Source organism: Halosaccharopolyspora lacisalsi, from assembly GCF_014137975.1.
Classification (GTDB): Bacteria; Actinomycetota; Actinomycetes; order Mycobacteriales; family Pseudonocardiaceae; genus Halosaccharopolyspora; species Halosaccharopolyspora lacisalsi.
This window is the reverse complement of sequence record NZ_JACGWZ010000002.1, coordinates 42,928-63,257: the sequence shown is the minus strand read 5'-3', so window position 1 is coordinate 63,257 and position 20,330 is coordinate 42,928. Positions and strand designations below refer to the sequence as shown.

Below are 20,330 nucleotides of genomic sequence, written 5' to 3'. Positions count from 1 at the left end.
GTTCGGCACGTCCGCTCGGCGCGCTCCGGCATCGGCGGCGCCTCGTACACGGGTCCTGCGTGCCGACCGCGATCCGCTCCGGTGACGTGCCGGAGTCGACTGTCGGTGCAGCGTCGTGTTTTGGTCCGGGCAGGGACGAACCACTCATGGCCATCACCACCGGGCACCGGCCCCGTCCCCGCTGACGGCCACCCCGACCGCCGCCGAACGCGGATGGTCCGCCGCGACCGGCGTGATGGAAACGTGGTGCCGCCCCTCACCATCGTCAGGCCCGAACTTCGTCGAGACGCACGACCCGTTCCTCGTCGTGGGAAAGCTGGCAGGCTTCGGCGACGTAGAGCGCCTCCAGCGCTTCGACCGCACTGCACGGGCTCCCGGCCCTGCCCGCCACCACCTCGACGAAGGAGCTCAGCTCCCGGGAATAGGCGGGCCCGAAGCGTTCCACGAACGTGCGATAGGGAGTTCCGGAGGGCCAGCCGATGTCCTGCTCCGCCGACGGCAGCGGTGCCCGTTCGTCATTGCCGACGAACATCGCGCCATCGGAACCGCAGACCTCCAGCCGCACATCGTGACCCGCGCCGTTGTAGCGGGTCGCGGTCACCGTGGCCAACATCCCGTCCTCGAACGTCAGCACCGCGGCGGCGGTGTCGACGTCACCGCCCTCGGTGAAGAACGCGGCACCCCGGTTGGCTCCCGTGGCGTGGACCGACACCACCTCCCTGCCGGTGAGCCAGCGCATGATGTCGAAGTCGTGGATACCGCAGTCGCGGAACAGGCCTCCCGAGGTCGGGATGTAGTCGGCCGGCGGAGGTGTCTCGTCGGCGGTGACCGCCCGCAGGGTGTGCAGCCATCCCAGACGACCGTCGCGGACGGCTTCCCTGGCGGCGAGATATCCCGCGTCGAAACGGCGCTGGAAGCCGATCTGCACCGGCACCCCGCAGCTCTCGGCGTGGGAGACGACCTCGCGGGTACCGGCGACGTCGAGCGCCACCGGTTTCTCGCAGAACACCGGTGTCCGGTTGTCGAGAGCCTGGTGGACGAGCCGAGCGTGGGCGCTGGTGGCCGCGGCGATCAGCACTCCGTCCACTCCCGAGGAGTACAGCTCGTCCACGGTGTCGGCGTCGGCGCCGACCCGTTCCGCGAGTCCCTCTGCCCGTGCCGGGTCGGCGTCGGCGATCACCAGGGAATCGACCTGGTCGAGTTCGCCCAGCGCCCTCGCGTGCATGTCCCCGATGCGCCCCGAGCCGATGAGTCCGAGCTTCATTCTCGTCGTCCTTTCGTGCCGTGCTGGTGGCTACGTCGCCTTCGAATACCGCGCCTGCATGTCGGACTCGAATTCCTCGAGGGTCCTGCCGCGGGTCTCGGGGACCATGCCGGCGGTGAAGAGAATCCCCAGAACACCGATGGCGGCGAAGATGAAGAACGTCGGAGCCAGGCCCAGTGCGTCGACCGTCGGGGGGAAGCCGAAGGTGACGCCGGCGTTGCCCAACCACAGCATGAGCACGCACAGTCCCACGGCGAAGCTGCGGACCCTCAGCGGGAACATCTCCGACAGCAGCAACCAGACCAGCGGCCCGAGCGTTCCCTGCATGGAGAACACGAAAGCCACGACGAAGAACAGGATGATGTAGGGCTTGGCCGCGATGTCGGGCAGGAACATGGCCGAGGCCCCGACCAGGATGTGGAACAGGGTGATCAGCGCGAATCCGGAGATGAGCATGGTGCGCCGGTTGATCTTGTTGATCAGCATGATGCCGACGGTGATCCCGAGGACGCTGAACAGGCCGTTGGCGGTGTTGGCGATGATCGCACCACTGCTGGAGAATCCGGCTGTCTGCAGCATCTGGGTGCCGTAGTACATGATCGAGTTGATGCCGGTGAACTGCTGGAAGATGCCGAGGACGGCTCCGATGACGACCAGTCGCCGGATCCAGGGCACGGCGAGGGCGGACCAGCCTCCGGTTTTCGACCGTCGTTCCTCCTCCGCCAGCGCGCGGACTTCGGCCATCTCTGCCTCCGCCCGTTCCGGGGAACGCACTTGCTTGAGCACCGCGAGCGCGGCGGCGTCGCGTCCGCGGGAGGACAGCCAGCGCGGGCTCTCCGGCATCCGCAACATTCCGACGAGCAGGGCGATCGCCGGGAGCGTCGCGATCACGAGCATGTAGCGCCACACCGACGAGTGCTCGCCCCAGACGTTGAAGATGACCGCGTTGATGACGAAGGCGGCGAACTGGCCCGACACGATCATGATCTCGTTGCGGGTCACGAGGCTGCCACGACGTTCCGCGGGTGCCACTTCGGCGAGGTAGACGGGGACCGTGGCGGACGCGCCACCCACGGCCAGCCCGAGGACGAAGCGGAACACCGCGAGCACCTGCCACGTCGGCGTCAGGGCGCAACCGAGGGTGCTGATGACGAAGACGCCGGCGAGCACGAGGATGTTGTGCCGTCGGCCGTACCGATCGGCGAACTTCCCCCCGACGGCGGCACCGAGCGCGGCGCCGAAGATGAGGATGCTCACGACGAAGCCCTCGGTGACGGGCGTGAGTCCCAGGTCGACCTTCATCGGGGCAAGCGCGCCGTTGATGACTCCGGTGTCGTAGCCGAACAGCAGCCCACCGAAGGTGGCCACGAACGCGACCATCCCCAGGCGCCTGGAGTGCGGACCGGAGTGCTCAGCGGGCAACGAGTTTCTTCGGGGTGTTCGGGTGCTCATCAGTACAGGTCTCCGTCGTGGTCGCGAGTGCGGAACGCCGTCGGGATGATGTTCGTCGTACTCATCGGTTCCTCATGTACTCGGCGGCCTTGTTCCTCATGAAGACCGACGATTCGCGGGCGCGCTCCTCCCAGGCGAACACGCACATGGTCATGGTTCCGTCGAAGTCGTTCTGCTTCAGGGAGTCGAAGAACTCGTCCCAGTCGACCTCGCCCTGACCGATGTCGAGGTGCTGGTGCACGCGCGCGGTCGAGTCCGGTGGGTTGACGATGTAGCGCTTGCCCGACGAGGCGGTGTGATCGAAGGTGTCGGCCACGTGCACGTGGGTGAGCAGGTCACCGGCGTAGGACATGATGCCGCGTGCGTCGTTGCCCATGTGGAAGGTGTGCGGCGCGCAGTACAGAAAGGACACGTTCGGCGAGTTGATCCCGCGCACCAGGTCCACCGCGGCGTAGCCGTCCTCGACGAAGTCGTCCGGGTGCGGTTCCAGGGCCAGCTGGATGCCCTCGGACTCGAAGATCGGCAGCAGCTCCTCCATCGAGCGCCAGAACTGCCCCTCGCTGCGGCTGACCTGGTCGGGGCGGCCGTTGAACTCCGAGACCATCGTGTCGACACCGAGATCGCGAGTGATCCGGATGGCGCGCTTCCAGTAGCGCACGGCGGCCTGCCGCTCGTCCTCGTCGGGGCCGGACCACCGGTACAGTGGTAGTACCGAGGAGATTCCGACCCCTGTGGCGTCCAGTTCCCGGCGGAGCTCTCGCACCGTGGCGTCGTCCATGCGCGGGTGGTGGAAAAACGGCAGCGCGTCGTCACGCGGGGAGAATTCGATCCATTCGTAGCCGAGCTCGGCGGCCAGCCGGGGCAATTCCAGCACCGACACGTCGTTGCGGAACATGTGGGGGTCGAGAGCGATTCGCACGGCGGTTCCTCTTTCGGCGGGTGCGGTGTCTCAGGTTTCGGTACGGGACAGAGCAGAGGGTGCGGACCCCGCGTCTCAGAGATTCGCCGCGGCTGCGTGGAGGTTCTCCGCGGCCAGAGCAAGGCCGTCGAGCTGGGAACGGGCGGCGTCTTCGTGCTCGATGTTGACGGCCATGTCGGGGTCGGTCTCGGCGAGTGCGGTGAGGAACTCGGTCCAGTAGGTGGTGTCGTGGCCGGTACCGACGGCGACGAACTTCCAGGCCGGATCGGGCGGCCAGGAGTTGCACCAGTAGCCGATGCCGGTCGGAACCTTGCCCGGCGTGTCGGCGGGCACTCGCTCGAAGGAGGTGTCGAGCACGCCGCGGATGTCGACTCCGGGACAGAGCGTTGCGTCTTTGGCAGCGGCGTGGAACACCAGCGGGCCGAGGTGGCGGATGCAGGCGGCGACGTCCATGCCCTGCCACATCAGGTGTGATGGGTCCATCTCGGCGCCGAGGTTGGTCGAGCCGGTCAGCTCCACGAGTTTCGTCAGCGTGACGGGGGAGAACACCAGGTTGTGCGGGTGCATCTCGATCGCCACGCGGACGTCGTGCTCGCGGGCGAGAGCGTCGATGTCGGTCCAGAATCCGGTGGCGACACCCCATTGGTAGTCGAGGACGTCCATGTAGACGCCATCCCACGGGTTGACGACCCACGAGGGGTACTTCGCGCCGGGGTCCGACCCGGGGGTGCCCGACATGGTCACGACGTTGCGAATTCCGAGCAGGCCGGCCAGTTCGATGGTGCGGCGCAGGTCGTCGGCGTGCTTGGGTCCGGTTCCCGGCAGCGGGTTGAGCGGGTTTCCGTTGCAGTTCAACCCGGTGAGCTCCATCCCGCGGGAGGCGAAGGTCTCCAGGTACTCCTCGCGGGCCTCGGCCGAGGACAGCAGTTCGTCCACCGGGCAGTGCGGGGCGGGGAGGAAACCGCCGGTGTTGACTTCCACCGACGTCAGCCCATTGGTCTTGAGGATGTCGAGGACGTCCTCAAGCGGGTGGTCGTGCAGGCATGCGGTGTAGGCGCCGAGTTTGAGCGACATGATCGAACTCCTTTTCGGTGCGAGTGAGCGAAAGTCAGGAAATGTCGACAGCCGCACCGTCGTTCTTCGAGGACTCGACGACGGCCTGGACAACCTGCATGGTGCGCAGGGCATCGGCGAAGGACGCGCAGGCCGGCAACGGAGCGGGAGCGCCGGTGACCTGGTCGAGGAACGCGCGGCACTGGTAGACGAACATCTCGGCGTTGCCGCCTCCGACCCCGGGCGCTTCCATGGGATACCCACCTGCGAAGTACGGCAGTTGCGGGCCCGCGATGATTTGCCGGGCACCGCGGGTGCGCGACTCCGGCTGGGGGTCGTCGAAGACGTACTCAGCCGGCCGGTGCCAGTCGAAGGCGGCCCGACCGCCGACCCCACAGGCGTCGAAGGCCAGCCCGTTGGGCATGCCGGATGCGGTTCGTGACACCGAGAACGAGCCGGTGAACCCGGAACGGAACCGCGCGGAGAACACGGCCGTGTCCTCGTTCTCCACCTCTCCCATCTCGTCGCTGACAGGCGCGGAGCTGTGCCCGACGACAGCTCCCAGCGGCAGCGGCCGCTTCGGGATCTGCGTCGACAACGCCCCGCCCGAGACGGACACGATCGGCCCGCAGACGTACTCGGCCACGTCGATGGCGTGGGCACCTAGGTCGCCGAGCGCGCCGCTGCCGGGGCCTCCCCTGAAACGCCAACTCAGCGGGCCCTGCGGATCGCAGGCGTAATCGGCCCAGTAGCGACCGCTGAACAGCGTCATCTCGCCGAGCTCGTTGTCGCGCACGTGGTCCCGGATCGCCGTGATCGCCGGTGACCGGCGATAGGTGTAGCCGACCGCTGTCACCACATCAGCGGCGTTCTCGGCAGCGACCATCGCCTCGGCATCCTCCATGGATCCCGCCAGCGGCTTTTCACACAGCACGTGCTTGCCGGCTCGGATCAGTGCCTCGGCAATCGACCGGTGCAGGGTGTTGCCGACGACGATGCTCACCGCATCGATCGTCGGATCGTCGACGATCTCCTCCCAGCCTGCCACTGCCCTCTCGTAGCCGTACCGACGTGCGGCGTCCTCGGCCAGTTCGGTGTTGGCATCGGCGACGGCTGCCAGGCGGACAGGCGGAAGCCCATCGCCGAAGACGGTGTTGACCTGGCGATAGCCCGCGGCATGGCTGCGCCCCGCCATCCCGGCGCCGATGACCGCGACGGACAGTGGCTGCTTCGACATAGCTTCCGTGCCCTTCTGCTCGGTGGCTCAACGTGAGTCGTCGGAAAGCGCAGGGCGACTTCGAGTGCTTTCCGTGCTGCCCGGTCAGGGGCTCAGCACACGCGAGCTGACCTGCCTGACGCAGGAACTTCCGGGCTCTCGCCGGAAGGTTCCGACGACGTGTGATGGCAGACACTATGCAGCTTGTGTCTTTATGTCAATACATAAGGTCAGGTTGTGCTTCAGCTGGACGGGAGTTGAGGCTGTCGAGCACAGGAGCATGAAGGGCGGGGAGTACGTGGGCGAGAAAACCGGCCGGACCGGGTCGTCGACGCAGTGCATGCCGCATGCACCTCGAGTGCCGTCACGCTCCGACGACCACCAGGCCACTGTCGACGCCGTCGACCATCTTGCCGGCCTCGGGCACCACGAGATCACCTACACCGACCGCGGAACCACGGTTATGAGCTCCACCCGACACGAGGCATACGTCGAGGCGATGAAGACCGCTTAACAGCGGCCGCGGCTGCGGACTGGCCAACACGCCCGGACCGCGAGGATCGATCGTCCTGCTCAGTCCCGCCGCCGGAGCCGGAGCGGCAGGTGCGCGCCGAACGGCGTTGACTGCGCTCAACGCTCGCGAACCGACGCGGCACGTCCTGCGGATTCTTCGTTCTCACGGTTCAGAACTCCGCAAGAACTGGCCTGGGCTCAGAGGACTCGAATCCCGCCGTCCCGACCAGCGGAAAACCCGCTGACCTGATGCGGGGATCACAGACCAGCGGGCTTTTCGTGTCCGCACTGCAGCGCCAACCACGCAAACGGCGCACACAGCACCACCACACCCTCACAGCGTGATCCGGAGCGCTAGCGTGCAGCGTCGCAATGGCCATCCCCCTCCACTCGCCACCAAGCGGGGACGATCAAAACGCTGCGATCACTTCGCTCGACGCGGATTTTTCGGCGGCATAGCCGGTATCGGTATTCGGGTGGTGACGAAGTCGGCCACACCGGGACAGCCGAGTGAGAATGCCGGTCCGGTCGACCCCACTTTCCTTTCACGCCGTTCAGCGTGAGGCTTCGGGACGTTCGGTGCGGCGAGGGAGCCGCTGGTCGCCGTTGGTGAAGTAGTGAGGTGCGAGCGACTTGACGGCGTCGATGTCGCGGAACACCTCGCGTAGGTGGGAGCGCAGGGAGCGGTCGGTATCGTCGAGGTCACCGGCGGCGAGCTGGTCGACGATGTCGGTGTGCTGCTGCACCATCCGTTCGAGCGTGTCGGCCACGGGCAGGCAGGCACGCCGAGCGCGGTCGAGGTGCGCCTTGGCCGAGCCGACCACGCTCCACGCCGAGCCGTGGCCGGCCAGCTCCATCATGGTGCGGTGGAACCGTTCGTCGAGATCGAAGAACTGGTCGACGTCGGCCGAGTCCACGGCGAGGCGCTGCTGCGCTAGGATGCCGCGCAGGGTGGTGATCTGCGTCGGTTCGATGACGGGCACCAGCTCGTGGAGCGAGGCGAGCTCGAGCGCTTCCCGAACGAACTGGGAGTCGGCGACGGCGGCCGGGTCGATCCGCGAGACGAAGGTTCCCATCTGCGGGTAGATCTCCACGAGGCCTTCGTTGACCAGCAGGATCAGCGCTTCCCGCACGGGCGTGCGGCTGACCGCGAGCTCCTTGGCCAGCTCGTTCTCCGCGAGCGCGCCACCAGGAGGCAGGGTCAGGTCCAGGATGCGGCGCCGCAGATCCGCGACGACCACGTCCCTGGTGGTGGTGCCGCGACTTCTCCGTCCAGCGTTCATGTCTTGAATCCTATGGGCTGATGTGCTGCAGTGTCACACTAATATACTAGTACTCACCGGGAGGTCGTGTTGAGTACCGACACGGAGGCCGCCCCGCAGGACCCCTACGTCCTGCGGGAGGCCGATACCAAGGATCCGCCCACGGGCTGGCGCGGCTCGCTGCGTTTCCTGGGCCCGGGACTGATCCTGAGCGCGTCGATCGTCGGCTCCGGAGAACTGATCGCCACCACCGCCCTGGGCGCCGAGGCCGGCTTCGTGCTGCTTTGGTTGGTCATCGTCAGCACCCTGCTCAAGGTCGCGGTCCAGGTCGAACTCGGTCGTTGGGCCATCGTCACCGGCCAACCCGCGCTGGAGGGCTACGACAAGGTTCCCCCGCGGTTGGGCCGGCTGGGCTGGGTCAGCGTGATGTGGATGCTGATGGCCCTGATCAAGGTCCTCCAGGTCGGTGGCGTCGTTGGCGGTCTGGCCGCGGCGCTGAGCATCCTGTTCCCGGTGGGCTCCGGGCCGCTGGAGCTCCCCTCCCTGGCGATCTGGACCACCGTGGTGGTCGTCGGCGCCATCGTTTCGCTGTACTCCAACAAGTACTCGCTGATCGAACGCGGCGCCGTGGGACTGACCGTGCTGTTCGTGCTGATCACCTGCGCCATCGCCTTCGGGCTGCCGTTCACCGGGGTCGGTTACGGGCTCGACGATCTGGCCACCGGGATGCGGCTGTCCCTGCCCGCCGGGGCGGTCGGGGCGGCCGTCGCGATGTTCGGACTGACCGGCGTGACCTCCGACGAGATCACCTACTACACCTACTGGTGCATCGAGAAGGGCTACGCCCGCTGGGTGGGGCCGAACGACGGCAGCGCGGAGTGGAAGCATCGCGCCCGGGGCTGGATCCGGGTGATGTACAAGGACGCGATGGTCTCGTGGGTGGTCTACACCGTGGGGACGATGGCGTTCTTCGTCATGGGAGCGTCGGTGTTGCATCCGGCGGGTCTGGTCCCCGAGGGCAACACCATGATCACCACGTTGTCGCGCATCTACACCGACACCCTCGGCGAGTGGGCGAGCGGTGTCTTCCTGGTGGGAGCGGTGGCGGTGCTCGGATCCACGTTGTGGGCCGCGTTGCCCGGATGGGCCCGGGTCGCCACGAACGCGGTGTCGCTGTGCGGGGTCTTCGACTGGCGGAACACCGCACAGCGGCAGAAGTGGATGCGGGTGTTCACCGTGCTGTTCCCGACCGCCTGGGGCGGCGCGTACCTGTTCTTCGCCGCACCGGTGTTCATGGTCCAGACCGGTGGGTTCATCGGTGGGCTGTTCCTCATCGCGGTCACGGTCGCCACGTGGTACCTGCGCCGGACAGAAGTGGACGAGGAACTGCGCGGGGGAACGTGGTTCACGGCGGCCTTGGCCGTCAGCAGCCTGCTCATCGTCGCGCTCGGTATCTACACCGCGATCAGCGCACTCGGAGGGGCGCTTTGATGACGGAACGAACGCACGCGGCCGTGTTGCACGGTGCGGAGGATCTGCGTCTGCAGGAACGCGACGTCCCTTCCCCCGGAGCGGGGGAGGCGCGGGTGGCGGTCGAGGCGGTCGGTCTGTGCGGCTCGGATCTGCACTACTACCTGGACGGGCGCAACGGCACCAACGCGCTCGGGGAACCGGCTGTGCTCGGGCACGAGATCGGCGGAACGGTCGACGAGACCGGTCCTGGAACACCGGACGAACTCGTGGGGCACCGGGTGGTCGTCGAGCCCGCCGTGCCGTGCCGGACCTGTCCGGCCTGCGTCGCGGGCCGGTACAACCTGTGCCCGCACGGCACCTGCCTGGGGTCGCCGCCCGTCGACGGGGGGCTGACCGGTTACGTCACGGTTCCGATCACCCACCTGCACCCGACACCGGCCGGCTTGGACCCGGCCGCTGTCCCGGTCCTGGAGCCGCTGGCCGTGGCGGTGCACGCGCTGCGGCGCGCCCGCTTCGCACCCGGTCAGTCGGTGCTGGTCACGGGTGCGGGTCCGGTCGGCCTGCTGGTCGCACAAGTAGCGCGGGCGTGGGGTGCGCGTGAGGTCGCGATCAGCGATGTGGACCCCGGACGCCTGCGGGCCGCGCGTGACCTGAGCATCGACCGCGTCCTGCTCGCCGAGGAGCTCGACGGGCTGCGCGTGGACCGCAGTCTGGAGTGCTCGGGATCTCCCGGGGGACTCGCCGGCGCGCTGGCCGCGACGACCCCCGGCGGCCGGGTGGTCCTGGTCGGCACGATGCCGGCCGAGGACAGTGCGACGGCCCTGAGCCTGGTGCAACGCCACGAGGTCGACCTCGTGGGCACCTTCCGGTACGCGGCGAGTTTCCCGGTGGCGGTGGACCTCGTGACGCGCGGGGCGCTCGAGGTGAGCTCGCTGGTCACGGACCGCTTTCCGCTGCGCCGAGCGCGGGACGCCTTCGTTCGTGCCGCGAGCGGGCAGGGCCTCAAGACCGTCGTCGACCTCACTGCCACGGACACCGCATGAGCGGCGTACACCGGACCGCTGTCCCGTTCGACACACATATCCCGGAGGGAAGTCATGAAGATCGTCGACGCGCGAGTGATCGTCACTTCGCCGGACCGCAACTTCGTCACACTCAAGATCGTCACCGACGAGGGGGTGTACGGGGTCGGTGACGCCACCCTCAACGGGCGCGAGCTCGCGGTGGCCAGCTACCTCACCGACCACGTGCGCCCGCTGCTGATCGGGCGCGATCCCGCTGCCATCGAGGACACCTGGCAGTACCTGTACCGGGGTGCCTACTGGCGGCGCGGCCCGGTCACCATGACCGCGATCGCCGCGGTCGACACCGCGCTGTGGGACATCAAGGGCAAGGTCGCCGGGTTGCCGGTGTATCAGCTGCTCGGTGGGCGCAGCAGGGACCGGGTGCTGGTGTACGGGCACGCGCAGGGCTCCACGGTCGCCGAGACCGTCGCCGAGGTCGGTCGTTATCTCGACGCCGGCTACCGGGCGGTGCGGGCCCAGACGGCGGTGCCCGGCGTGTCCGGGACCTACGGCATCGGTTCCGACGGCGACCGCTACGAGCCGGCATCGGCGGGGCTGCCCGAGGAGACCCGGTGGTCGACCCGCAACTACCTCGACCACGCTCCCGAGCTGTTCGCCGAGATCCGCCGGGTGCACGGCAACGACTTCGACCTGCTGCACGACGTGCACCACCGGCTGAGCCCGATCGAGGCGGCCGGGCTGGGCAAGGCGCTGGAGCCCTACCGGCTGCTGTACCTGGAGGACCCGACTCCGGCGGAGGACCAGACCGCGTTCCGGCTGATCCGACAGCACACCACCACACCGATCGCCACCGGCGAGGTGTTCAACTCGATCATCGACTGCCAGCGTCTGATCACCGAGCGGCTCATCGACTACGTCCGCACCTCGGTGGTCCACGCCGGCGGGATCACCCACCTGCGCCGGATCCTGGCGCTGGCCGAGCTGTACGGGGTGCGCTCCGGTGCCCACGGCGCCACCGACCTCTCCCCGGTCTGCCTGGCCGCGGCCGTCCACGTCGACACCGCCGTGCCCAACTTCGGCATCCAGGAGTACATGCCGCACACCCCGGCCACCGACGCGGTGTTCCCCCGGAGCCACTGGTTCGACAACGGTCACCTCCACCCCGGCGACGCCCCCGGACTCGGTGTCGACATCGACGAGGAGGCCGCCGCCGAGCACCCCTACCAACCCGCCTACCTGCCGGTCGCGCGACTGCACGACGGCTCCATGCACGATTGGTGACCACAGTGGACCGAGAGCCGGAAGTAGCTGGCCGAGACCACAGCGGACAAGGAGTGCTCCCGTGCGCAGGCTCAGTCTGAACACCCTCGGCGAGGTCCCGAAATCCTCGCGCCCCGACCTGGACCCCAGCCAGTTGACCACCGGCGTCGTGCACCTGGGCATCGGTGGCTTCCACCGGGCGCACCAGGCCGTCCACACCGCCGATGCCATGACCGCTACGGGCGATACCCGCTGGGCGATCAGCGCGGTCACCCAGCGAAGCCCCCGGGTCCGCGACCAGTTGCAGCCCCAGGACGGGCTCTACGCGCTGGCGCTGCGCGATGGAACGGACACCCGCGTACGGGTGGTTCCCTCGGTGCGCGAGATCCTCGACGGCCCGTCGGAAGCCGAGGAGGTACTGAACCGGATCGCCGACCCCGCTGTACGGGTGGTGACCCTGACGGTGACGGAGAAGGCCTACCGGTTGCACCCGGCCACCCAGCGGCTCGACACAGGCGACTCCGAAATTCGGGCCGACGCCGCGGGCAGACCACCCGGCACGGTCGTCGGCCGGATCGCCGCCGGCCTGCGCCGCCGCCGTGGCACCGATGCCGGACCACTGGCCGTGATCAGTTGCGACAACCTCGCCGACAACGGTGCGCTGCTGCGACAGGCGGTCACCGACTACTGCGGCCTGTTGCCCGACGGTGAGGCGCTGGTCGAGTGGATCGAGGAGCAAGTCACCTTTCCCTGCACCATGGTGGACCGAATCGTGCCCGCAACCACCGAAGCCAACCGCACCGAGGTCACCTCCACGCTCGGTCTGCGGGACGAGGCCACAGTGCTGGCCGAACCGTTCAGCCAGTGGTTCGTCCAGGACGACTTCCGCGGACCGCGTCCGGCGTGGGAGCGGGCCGGGGCACGGCTCGTCCCGGACGTGCGGCCGTACGAACTGACCAAGCTGCGCACCCTCAACGCCTGCCACTCGCTACTGGCCTACCTCGGCGGGCTGGCCGGCATCGACACCATCGCCGAAGCAGTGGAAATCGACGATCTCGCCGGTGCTGCCCGACGGCTGGCCGAATCCGAGGTGCGGCCGACGTTGCCCCCCGCCGAGGGCATCGACCACCACGACTACGTCGAGACCACGCTGCACAGGTTCGCCAATCCCGCACTGCGGCACACCACCAGCCAGGTCGCTTCCGACGGCTCGCGCAAGATCGGTCCACGCCTGCTGGGAACCGTTACCGACTCGCTGGGGCAGTCGAACGCACCGGAGATGGCGACGCTCGTCGTCGCCGCCTGGCTCCGGCAGGTCCTGGTCCAACGCACCGACGACGGACTCGCCCTGGAGGTCAACGACCCCGCGGCCCCGACGATGCTGCAAGCCACCGAGGGACGCACCGACGTCGCCTCGCTGCGCCCCGCCCTGGCCGCCGCAGGGATCCCGGACGCACTCCTCGAGGACAGCCGGTTCACCGGTCGCGTCGAGGGCTGGTACGCCGAACTCGACCGAGCGGGCGTACGCGCCACGGTGCGCACCGCGGTGCGGTAGGAATCGCCGAGCAGCCCACCGAGTGCGAGCGCCGCGCTCGGTGGGCTGCTCAGCCCTCGTGTTCGGGGTGGGTGGGACTGCCGACAACGACGCCGCAGAGCACGATGCCCGCGGCGCCGGCTGCTCGGCGTGCGGCGTTGTCGACGCCGCTGGCGCGGTACCGGCACGGTCGGCGGCGGGCAGCAGGGCCAGGTATCCGCTGGTACCGGACACAGGACCGCGTGCACGATCGCGGCCAGCAGGGTCTCGGTCAAGGCCGCTCCCGGCAGCACGATGCGCTTGTGCCCGAACCGGTCACCCAGCGCACCCGGCCACCAGCGCCCACGCCGACAGCGGCCATCCACGGAATCTCCCTCGGCACCTGCCACGCCCTGAACCGTCCGGGCAATCCCAAGACCACCTCGCATACGGTGGCGCTCGCGCTGCAGCAGCGGATCAAAAAAGTGGCCTCGAGCCCCCGCTCGGAGCCGGGTGCACCGAACAACGACGACACCGAATTCATCGGTCCGATGACCCGCGAGGAACTCGAACGAGCCATCGGGTTCCTCCCCCGGCACCGCGCCCGCGAACTGCGCCCAAGTACTTCCCCGGGGCCAGCGCTACCTCGCCAAAACCCTGTCCGACCCCACATGCCCACCCACGTGCCCCGATGGCACCGACGTGCTCAGTAACCCGCCCGTAGCCGGCCGACCCGTATCAGTCGGTCGCCGCAAGCCACAGTGGACCGTCGCGGTATCGGCGAAGGATGAGGACGTGCTGCTGTCGGGGCGGTCGTCCGTGGTTACTGCCGATCGCAAGGTACTCGATCACCGCGGCTCCCGCCTGCGCGGTCACTGTCCCCCCTGGAAAACGACCGTCGTGTTGCCGTCGCGGATGACGCGGTCTTCGCAGTGCCAGGACACCGCGCGGGACAGCACCAACCGTTCCACGTCCGCACCCTTGCGCTGCAGGTCCCGCACCGATTCCCGATGCGACACGCGGATCACGTCCTGCTCGATGATGGGGCCCTCGTCGAGGTCCTCCGTCACGTAGTGCGCCGTCGCGCCGACCAGCTTCACGCCGCGCTCCTTCGCCTGCTGGTAGGGGGATGCCCCCACGAACGCGGGCAGGAACGAGTGATGGATGTTGATGACCGGAACGCCCAGCTCGTCGAGGAAGTCGCCGGAGACGATCTGCATGTAGCGCGCCAGCACGAGCAGGTCCACGTTGTCCTTGAGCAGGTTCAGCTGCTCCCGCTCGGCGGTCGCTTTGTCATCCTTGTCCACCGGCACGTGGTAAAAGGGGATGTCGAACTGCCGCACGTCGTCACCGAGATCGGGGTGGTTGGACACCACCATCGACACGGTCACGGGCAGTTCTCCGCGCCGCTGCCGCCACAGCAGGTCGAGCAGGCAGTGATCCGCTCTGGACACGAAGACGGCGACGCGTTTCCGCCGTCTCGCCTCGACGAGCTGGAACTCCAGTCCCAGCTCCTCCCCCAGATTCGCTTCCAAACTCCTGCTCAGCGCGCCGATCTCGGCCGACAGCTCCGGGAGATGGAAGACGGTGCGCTGGAAGAAGCGACCGCCCTCCGGGCCGCTCGAGGACTGATCGAGCGAGATGACGTTGGCCCCGTGCTCGGCGAGCACAGCCGACACGTTCGCCACGATCCCGGGGCGGTCCGCTCCCCACACGATGAGGCGTCCGTAGTTCTGCTCGTGGTTCTGCTCCGTCATGACCGATCGCCCCTTCGGAGACCGAGGCCAACAGCTCTCGGCGCCAGGCCTCGGTCCTGCGTATCTCGTTGAAGGTGAAAATGCGCAGCCCGTGAACGTTGCCCGCGGTGCCGAGCCGTTTGGCCAGTTTCGTCGGGTTGTAGCCGCCCGGCAGGAGGAAACGCCACAGCAGGCTCTGTTGCTTTTGCAGGAACCGTGCCGACTGGCCCAAACCGATGCCGGCCGAGATCCGCATCAGCTTACGACGGCTCACCGGCCCCGGCGTACCCACGTGGACCGGGAGCTCAATACCAGAGGTGGTGACACCCGTCGCCCACGAACTTGTCGTTGCGGCGTCGAAGCAGATCTGGGTGATGACGCGCGTGGCCGTCGGAGCCTTCTGCTTCAGCGCCAGCTCGATCGAGTCCCGCTGGATCGTCGCGTGCCCCTGCCTCACGAAGACGGGGCGCCACACCACCGACATGGTCGGCATCGACGAACTGCCGCGCCGGCAGGTGCGGCGCCGCACCGCATCCGTGCCGCAGCAGGTGCTCGGTCAGCTCCAGGGTCGCCTCGATCCCCTTCGACTCGGTGGCCGTGACGGTCAGCGGCACCGTGGTCGGCACCTCGGCGAGCACGTCCTGCTAAGTGCTGTTGAACGGCATCACCTCGTAACCGATGGTTGCGCACCAGATCGACGAGAGCGGAGTGTCGGTGCCGGCTCCGGGCAGCCTCACGCTGGATGCTCATGGCGTCTCCTCGGTCTTCGTGCGGACGACACCAGCAGAGCCGAACGGAGATCGCGTTTCGTCCGGCATCGAGTCCGAACCGACCGCGACAAATGACCGGGATTCCAAAGACCCGCCTGTGGACACCCGGTCACCGCGTTCGTGCGGAGAACACCACAGGAACACCTCGATGTCGGCACCACGTCGCCGGACACGACGCGATCGGCCGGCTGCGGCGGGGAGCCGCCGTCAGCGGTCCACCGCCCGCACCGGCACAGGGGCGCGGGCGGTGGAACCCCGGACGACCAGTTCGCTCGGGAACTTCCGCCGACGCGGTGACAGCGATCGATCATCGATGCGTTCGAGCAGCAGCTCCACCGCCGTACGGGCCATCTCCGCGATCGGCTGCCGCACGGTCGTCAGGTCGAAGGAGTCCCAGGAAGCCATCTCGATGTCGTCGTAACCGAGGACCCACACGTCCTCCGGGACGTGCGACCCCAGCGACAGCGCTCCGTCCACGGCTCCGAAAGCCGTCAGGTCGTTGGCGCAGAAGACGGCGGTGGGTGGGTCCTGCCGATCGAGCAATCCGCGCATCGCCCGGCGCGCGCTGTCGTGCGAGAAGTGCGCCCGCACGGTGAGCTCGGGGGCGAGGGCAACGCCGAGTTCCGCCAGACGTTCGCGAAACCCCCGCTCGCGGTGCCGGGAGGTACTGGGCAGCTCCGGCCCCTGCAAGTAGGCGATGCGCTCGTGACCGTGGCCCGCCAGGTACTCGGCCACGAGCCGTCCGCCGGCCACGTTGTCGTTGGTGACCTGATCACAGCGCGCCGATTCCAGGCCGCGATGCAGCAGCACGACGGGCTGGTCCTGCTGCAGCGCCTCTTCCAGGGGGTCCGAACCCTCGGTGATCGTGGTGAACACCAGTCCATCGACCGAGCCCTCGCCGATCGCCTCGAGCGCGCTCGTCTCGCTCGGCCCACCCGCGTTCCACAGGATCATCCGCTGGCCCGCGGCGTCGAGCGCGTGGCTGACCGCCTCGAGCAGTTGCGGGTAGAAGGGGTTCGTGATGTCGGCGACGACGACGCCGACCGTGCCCGAACGACGGGTGCGCATAGCGCGCGCGGCCGCGTGAGGACGGTAGCCGGCCTGCGCCATCGCGGCCTCGACACGCTGCCTCGTGTCGCCGGAAACCCGGAGACTGCCCTGGAGAACACGGGAGACGGTCGCCTGGGACACCCCCGCGAGCTGCGCGACCTGCCGACTCGTGACCACCGTTCCTCCAGCTGCTGAATCGAGGGAGGGATTCCTTCAGGTTTACGTACACATACTAGCCGCCTACCGTTCCATGAATACGTACACACAACGAGGGGAAGCATCCCGTGGCACAGTCCTTGAAGACCCCCGCGGCCGCAGGCGCACCCACCGCCTCACACCCCGACGTCGGCGAGAAGGTCCGCGCGATCATCGAGGACGTCCGGACCTGCGGCGACGCGGCGGTACGCGAGCACTCCGCGCGGTTCGATCGGTGGGAGCCGGAGTCGTTCCGCCTGTCGGCCGAGCAGATCGAGGAGATCGTCGCCCGAGTCCCCCGGCAGATCCTCGACGACATCCGCTTCGTGCAGGACCAGGTGCGCACGTTCGCCGAGCACCAGCTCGACTCTATGAAGGAGTTCGAGGTGGAGACGTTGCCCGGCGTGCACCTGGGGCAGAAGCACATCCCCGTCGGCGCGATCGGTGCCTACGTCCCCGGCGGCCGGTACCCGCTGCTGGCCTCGGCGCACATGACGATCGTGACCGCGAAGGCCGCCGGTGTGCCGCGCGTGGTGGCCTGCACCCCGCCGATCCGCGGCGAGGTCCCGGACGCCACCGTGGCCGCGATGCACCTGGCAGGTGCTGACGAGATCCACCTGCTCGGCGGCGTGCAGGCGGTGGTGAGCATGGCACTGGGCACCGAGGACATGGCACCGGTCGACATGCTCGCCGGTCCCGGCAACGCCTTCGTCGCCGAGGCCAAGCGTCTGCTCTACGGCGAGGTCGGCATCGACCTGTTCGCCGGCCCCACCGAGATCCTCGTCGTCGCCGACGAGACCGCCGACCCGTTCGTCACGGCGGTGGATCTGCTCAGCCAGGCCGAGCACGGCCCCGACTCCCCCGCCGTGCTGATCACCACCTCGGAGGCCCTCGGCCGCGAGGTCATGGAACACATCGACCGGCTCCTGCCGGACATGCCGACCAGCGACAACGCCGAGCCCGCCTGGCGCGATCACGGCGAGATACACGTCGTCGACGACCTCGACACCGCTTACGAGCTCGCCGACCGCTACGCCAGTGAGCACGTGCAGATCCTGACCGCCGAGCCGCGGCAGGCCCTGGAGCGGATGCGCAATTACGGCGCCCTGTTCCTGGGCGAGGGCACCTGCGTCTCCTACGGCGACAAGGTGATCGGCACCAACCACGTACTGCCCACCCGCGGCGCCGCGAACTACACCGGCGGGCTCTGGGTCGGCAAGTACCTCAAAACCGTGACCTACCAGGAGGTCACCGACCAGGGATCCAGCGCCCGGCTCGGCGAGGTGTGCGGGCGCGCAGCCCGGGTCGAGCAGTTCGAGGGCCACGCACGGTCGGGAGACCTCCGCGCCTCGAAATACGCCGACGCCGCCCTGCCGTGGGCGCCCGCCAAAACCGACCAGCAGTCCTGACTCCCCGAGATCCGCATCGAGAAGGGAACGGAGGCACGCCGTTGACGACCTCCAACGCCACGCAGCGTTCGAGCGGATCCTCGCCGAGGAGGACCCTGATCTCGAGCACCATCGGCAGCGTCATCGAGTGGTACGACTTCACCATCTACGGCACCGCTGCCGCGCTGCTGTTCAACCAGATGTTCTTCCCGAACATCAGCTCGGCGGCGGGCACGCTCGCCGCGTTCGGCACGTTCACGGCGGGGTTCATCGCCCGCCCGTTGGGCGGATTCGTCTCCGGCCACTACGGCGACCGCATCGGCCGGAAGGCGACGCTGGTCCTGACGCTGACCCTGATGGGCCTGGCTACCACCTTGATCGGGTTGCTGCCGACCTACTCGCAGATCGGCCTGGGGGCACCCGCGCTACTGGTGCTCCTGCGTCTGGTGCAGGGCTTCGCCGTGGGTGGCGAGTGGGGTGGCGCCGCCCTGATGGCGGTCGAGCACGCTCCGAGCGGGCAACGCGGACTGTTCGGCGCATGGCCGCAAACCGGTGTCTCGGCGGGCCTCCTGCTCGGGACGAGCGTGTTCAGCCTGATGTCCCTGCTGCCCGAGCAGCAGTTCATCGCGTGGGGATGGCGCGTGCCGTTCCTGATGAGTGCCCTGCTCGCGCTGCTCGGTCTCTACATCCGGTTCAAGGTCACCGAGCCCGATGCGTTCCTCAAGCTCAGCGAGGGAGCCGGGCCATCGCGCCGTCCGCTCGTGGAAGTTCTTCGCACGCACCCGAAGGAGCTGCTCATCGCGGTGGGGACGCGGTTCGCCGAGGGCGGCAACTACTACATCTTCACCGTTTTCATCCTCACCTACGTCTCCGAGCACCTCGGCCTACCGCGCGAGTTCGGCCTGACCGGAGTGATGGTCGCCGCAGCGGCGAATATCGTCACGATACCGCTGTGGGGTGCGCTGTCGGACCGAGTCGGTCGGCGCCCGGTCTTCCTCGGCGGCGCGATGTTCATGGCGGTCTTCGCGGCGCCGTTCTTCTGGCTGGTGGGCACCGGCTCGCCGGGCCTGATCTCCCTCGCGCTCATGATCATGCTCGGCGTGGCGCACGGGGCGGTGTTCGCGCCGCTGTCGGCGTTCTACACCGAGCTGTTCGGCCCACGGGTGCGCTACAGCGGACTGTCCATCGGATACCAGACGGGCAGCGTGGTGCTGGGCGGGTTCACGCCGCTGGCGGCGACATCGCTGATCCTCTGGTCCGGCGGCAGCGCGTGGCCGGTGATCGCTCTGGTCGCGGCCGGTGCGGTGATCGCGGGGGCGACGATGGCTCTCGCCCCGGAGACCTTCCGTCGCCGCCTCGACGAGGGCCCCAGGTCCACCGAGAAGGTGACCGCCCGGGTTTGACCCCGAACCTTCCGTGGTGAGCGGGCCGTTCCGGCCCTCGACGCGGGAACGGCCCGCTCACCGCCTCGAGAGCCGATGTCAACGCGCGACAACGGCCCTTTTACGGCGGAGTCCCATGTCCACCGCTCACGGAGGCCCCCAGCCCCCCGGGGGAGTTTGTCCACATGGTGTTCCTGGGAGATCTTGTGACGTTCGCTGTCGTCCCGCCGTGCTGATCGCCGTGCCGGGGCCGAGCGTGCTGTTCACGGTCAGCCGGGCATTGACGGTCGGCCGCCGGGGCCTTGTTGACCGTGGTGGGCAACGCGGTGGGTGAGTACGTGCTCGCGGACGCCTTCGGTCTGGGAACGCTGGTGCAGCACTCTGTCGTCGCTTTCACGGTGCTCAAGATGTCGGAGCGGTGTACCTGGGTGTTCAGGCCTTTCGGCATCGCCGGTCGCTGACCGAGGCTGTGACCACCCGGGGTCACCAGCACGGGACCGCGGGGTGCTGACCGATGGTTTCCTCGTCGGGGTGGACAACCCAGGACCCTCGTGTTCTTCGCGACCGTGCTGCCCCGATTCGTGGATCGCACCGCCGGACCCGTGATCGTGCGTCTCCTCGCCCCGGGGAACGTGTTCGCAGTGATCGCGGTTCTCTCCGACGGCCTCTGGGCGCTCGGCGCCGGTGCGGCCCGGGCATGGTTCGCTCGGTCACCACAGCGACTGACCACCATCGGCGGTGGCGGCGGACTCGCGATGATCGGGCTGAGGACGACCCTGGCCATCAGCGGACGCGGGGACTGGCGCAGGCCACCGGTGCGTTGAACAGGGCTTTGGCCCGCTCCTCCGCATCACGCCCG

The 20,330-nt window shown here is 68.4% G+C and carries 18 protein-coding genes; 9 read left to right on the top strand and 9 right to left on the bottom strand.

The features are described 5' to 3' along the window. Positions 1-265: 265 nt before the first annotated feature. From FHX42_RS08090 to FHX42_RS08070, 5 genes are all read right to left on the bottom strand, one after another. A complete protein-coding gene (locus FHX42_RS08090; protein ID WP_182543637.1) occupies positions 266-1,264 on the bottom strand; it encodes a Gfo/Idh/MocA family protein in 999 nt (332 codons plus the stop codon). A gap of 30 nt (positions 1,265-1,294) precedes the next feature. Next, positions 1,295-2,716: a sugar porter family MFS transporter gene (locus tag FHX42_RS08085; protein WP_182543636.1), complete on the bottom strand. Its 1,422-nt coding sequence runs from the start codon at positions 2,714-2,716 to the stop codon at positions 1,295-1,297. 61 nt (positions 2,717-2,777) lie between these two features. Beyond that, a complete protein-coding gene (locus tag FHX42_RS08080) occupies positions 2,778-3,635 on the bottom strand; it encodes a sugar phosphate isomerase/epimerase family protein (protein ID WP_182543635.1) in 858 nt (285 codons plus the stop codon). Positions 3,636-3,710: 75 nt separating this feature from the next. Beyond that, positions 3,711-4,709 (bottom strand): sugar phosphate isomerase/epimerase family protein, encoded by a 999-nt coding sequence (locus FHX42_RS08075; protein ID WP_182543634.1) that lies wholly within the window; start codon positions 4,707-4,709, stop codon positions 3,711-3,713. Between the two features lie 34 nt (positions 4,710-4,743). Then, positions 4,744-5,925 carry a Gfo/Idh/MocA family protein gene (locus FHX42_RS08070; RefSeq protein WP_182543633.1) on the bottom strand — a complete coding sequence of 394 codons (1,182 nt, stop codon included), beginning with the start codon at positions 5,923-5,925 and terminating at the stop codon, positions 4,744-4,746. Between the two features lie 337 nt (positions 5,926-6,262). Between FHX42_RS08070 and FHX42_RS08065 the strand changes: the two genes are divergently transcribed. Then, a complete protein-coding gene (locus FHX42_RS08065; RefSeq protein ID WP_182543632.1) occupies positions 6,263-6,418 on the top strand; it encodes a hypothetical protein in 156 nt (51 codons plus the stop codon). Between the two features lie 553 nt (positions 6,419-6,971). Here FHX42_RS08065 and FHX42_RS08060 read toward each other — a convergent pair. After that, complete coding sequence (locus tag FHX42_RS08060; RefSeq protein WP_182543631.1) at positions 6,972-7,700, bottom strand: GntR family transcriptional regulator; 729 nt, start codon at positions 7,698-7,700, stop codon at positions 6,972-6,974. A gap of 69 nt (positions 7,701-7,769) precedes the next feature. Between FHX42_RS08060 and FHX42_RS08055 the strand changes: the two genes are divergently transcribed. The 4 genes from FHX42_RS08055 (at position 7,770) to FHX42_RS08040 (ending at position 12,992) form a co-directional block, all read left to right on the top strand. After that, complete coding sequence (locus tag FHX42_RS08055; protein WP_182543630.1) at positions 7,770-9,170, top strand: Nramp family divalent metal transporter; 1,401 nt, start codon at positions 7,770-7,772, stop codon at positions 9,168-9,170. After that, positions 9,170-10,195 (top strand): alcohol dehydrogenase catalytic domain-containing protein, encoded by a 1,026-nt coding sequence (locus tag FHX42_RS08050; protein WP_182543629.1) that lies wholly within the window; start codon positions 9,170-9,172, stop codon positions 10,193-10,195. The genes FHX42_RS08055 and FHX42_RS08050 overlap by 1 nt, the downstream gene beginning before the upstream one ends. Positions 10,196-10,249: 54 nt before the next feature. Continuing rightward, positions 10,250-11,458, top strand: a complete 1,209-nt coding sequence (manD, locus tag FHX42_RS08045; RefSeq protein WP_182543628.1) for a D-mannonate dehydratase ManD — start codon at positions 10,250-10,252, stop codon at positions 11,456-11,458. A 61-nt stretch (positions 11,459-11,519) separates the two neighbouring features. Continuing rightward, on the top strand, positions 11,520-12,992 hold the full coding sequence (locus FHX42_RS08040; protein ID WP_182543627.1) for a mannitol dehydrogenase family protein: 1,473 nt from the start codon (positions 11,520-11,522) through the stop codon (positions 12,990-12,992). An 830-nt stretch (positions 12,993-13,822) separates the two neighbouring features. Here the strand turns inward: FHX42_RS08040 and purU are convergent. The 3 genes from purU to FHX42_RS08025 form a co-directional block, all read right to left on the bottom strand. Further along, positions 13,823-14,707, bottom strand: a complete 885-nt coding sequence (purU, locus tag FHX42_RS08035; protein ID WP_182543626.1) for a formyltetrahydrofolate deformylase — start codon at positions 14,705-14,707, stop codon at positions 13,823-13,825. Positions 14,708-14,991: 284 nt separating this feature from the next. Further along, entirely contained in the window at positions 14,992-15,300 is a 309-nt protein-coding gene (locus FHX42_RS26480) for a hypothetical protein (protein ID WP_235987139.1), read from the bottom strand. A 363-nt stretch (positions 15,301-15,663) separates the two neighbouring features. Next, the gene (locus tag FHX42_RS08025; protein ID WP_182543625.1) at positions 15,664-16,683 is read right to left on the bottom strand and encodes a LacI family DNA-binding transcriptional regulator; all 1,020 of its coding nucleotides are present in this window, start codon (positions 16,681-16,683) and stop codon (positions 15,664-15,666) included. 107 nt (positions 16,684-16,790) lie between these two features. Between FHX42_RS08025 and hisD the strand changes: the two genes are divergently transcribed. The 4 genes from hisD (at position 16,791) to FHX42_RS26465 (ending at position 20,295) form a co-directional block, all read left to right on the top strand. Next, complete coding sequence (gene hisD, locus FHX42_RS08020; protein WP_182543624.1) at positions 16,791-18,110, top strand: histidinol dehydrogenase; 1,320 nt, start codon at positions 16,791-16,793, stop codon at positions 18,108-18,110. Positions 18,111-18,151: 41 nt separating this feature from the next. Next, complete coding sequence (locus tag FHX42_RS08015) at positions 18,152-19,492, top strand: MFS transporter (RefSeq protein ID WP_182543623.1); 1,341 nt, start codon at positions 18,152-18,154, stop codon at positions 19,490-19,492. Between the two features lie 284 nt (positions 19,493-19,776). Next, a complete protein-coding gene (locus FHX42_RS26470) occupies positions 19,777-19,932 on the top strand; it encodes a hypothetical protein (protein ID WP_235987138.1) in 156 nt (51 codons plus the stop codon). 90 nt (positions 19,933-20,022) lie between these two features. After that, a complete protein-coding gene (locus tag FHX42_RS26465) occupies positions 20,023-20,295 on the top strand; it encodes a hypothetical protein (protein ID WP_235987137.1) in 273 nt (90 codons plus the stop codon). Positions 20,296-20,330: the final 35 nt, after the last annotated feature.

Bases quoted from the DNA above. Each gene is read 5' to 3' on its own strand.
- FHX42_RS08070 (WP_182543633.1), bottom strand. From the start codon at position 5,925: ATGTCGAAGCAGCCACTGTCCGTCGCGGTCATCGGCGCCGGGATGGCG.
- FHX42_RS08060 (WP_182543631.1), bottom strand. From the start codon at position 7,700: ATGAACGCTGGACGGAGAAGTCGCGGCACCACCACCAGGGACGTGGTC.
- FHX42_RS08090 (WP_182543637.1), bottom strand. From the start codon at position 1,264: ATGAAGCTCGGACTCATCGGCTCGGGGCGCATCGGGGACATGCACGCG.
- FHX42_RS08085 (WP_182543636.1), bottom strand. From the start codon at position 2,716: ATGAGCACCCGAACACCCCGAAGAAACTCGTTGCCCGCTGAGCACTCC.
- FHX42_RS08050 (WP_182543629.1), top strand. From the start codon at position 9,170: ATGACGGAACGAACGCACGCGGCCGTGTTGCACGGTGCGGAGGATCTG.
- manD (WP_182543628.1), top strand. From the start codon at position 10,250: ATGAAGATCGTCGACGCGCGAGTGATCGTCACTTCGCCGGACCGCAAC.
- FHX42_RS08075 (WP_182543634.1), bottom strand. From the start codon at position 4,709: ATGTCGCTCAAACTCGGCGCCTACACCGCATGCCTGCACGACCACCCG.
- purU (WP_182543626.1), bottom strand. From the start codon at position 14,707: ATGACGGAGCAGAACCACGAGCAGAACTACGGACGCCTCATCGTGTGG.